The 635-nt window shown below is 48.7% G+C and carries 1 protein-coding gene and 1 pseudogene; one reads left to right on the top strand and one right to left on the bottom strand.

All coding sequences use genetic code 11. The features are described from left to right. A pseudogene (bor, locus tag HP556_RS00305) lies at positions 1-132 on the top strand (serum resistance lipoprotein Bor); the annotation flags it as partial. A gap of 31 nt (positions 133-163) precedes the next feature. Here the strand turns inward: bor and rzpD are convergent. After that, the gene (rzpD, locus tag HP556_RS00300; RefSeq protein ID WP_000092275.1) at positions 164-625 is read right to left on the bottom strand and encodes a prophage endopeptidase RzpD; all 462 of its coding nucleotides are present in this window, start codon (positions 623-625) and stop codon (positions 164-166) included. Positions 626-635 lie beyond the last annotated feature (10 nt).

The following is a 635-nucleotide window of genomic DNA, read 5'->3' as shown; positions in this document are numbered from 1 at the left end:
GCCAAAATTTGTGGCGGCGCAGAAAATGTTGTTAAAACAGAAACCCAGCAAACATTCGTAAATGGATTGCTCGGTTTTATTACTTTAGGCATTTATACTCCGCTGGAAGCGCGTGTGTATTGCTCACAATAATTGCATGAGTTGCCCATCGATATGGGCAACTCTATCTGCACTGCTCATTAATATACTTCTGGGTTCCTTCCAGTTGTTTTTGCATAGTGATCAGCCTCTCTCTGAGGGTGAAATAATCCCGTTCAGCGGTGTCTGCCAGTCGGGGGGAGGCTGCATTATCCACGCCGGAGGCGGTGGTGGCTTCACGCACTGACTGACAGACTGCTTTGATGTGCAACCGACGACGACCAGCGGCAACATCATCACGCAGAGCATCATTTTCAGCTTTAGCATCAGCTAACTCCTTCGTGTATTTTGCATCGAGCGCAGCAACATCACGCTGACGCATCTGCATGTCAGTAATTGCCGCGTTCGCCAGCTTCAGTTCTCTGGCATTTTTGTCGCGCTGGGCTTTGTAGGTAATGGCGTTATCACGGTAATGATTAACAGCCCATGACAGGCAGACGATGATGCAGATAACCAGAGCGGAGATAATCGCGGTGACTCTGCTCATACATCAATCT

Origin of the sequence: Tardiphaga robiniae (genome assembly GCF_013359755.1) — a bacterium.
GTDB lineage: Bacteria > Pseudomonadota > Alphaproteobacteria > Rhizobiales > Xanthobacteraceae > Tardiphaga > Tardiphaga robiniae.
This window is presented reverse-complemented; position numbering and strand designations above follow the sequence as displayed.

Bases quoted from the DNA above. Each gene is read 5' to 3' on its own strand.
- rzpD (WP_000092275.1), bottom strand. From the start codon at position 625: ATGAGCAGAGTCACCGCGATTATCTCCGCTCTGGTTATCTGCATCATC.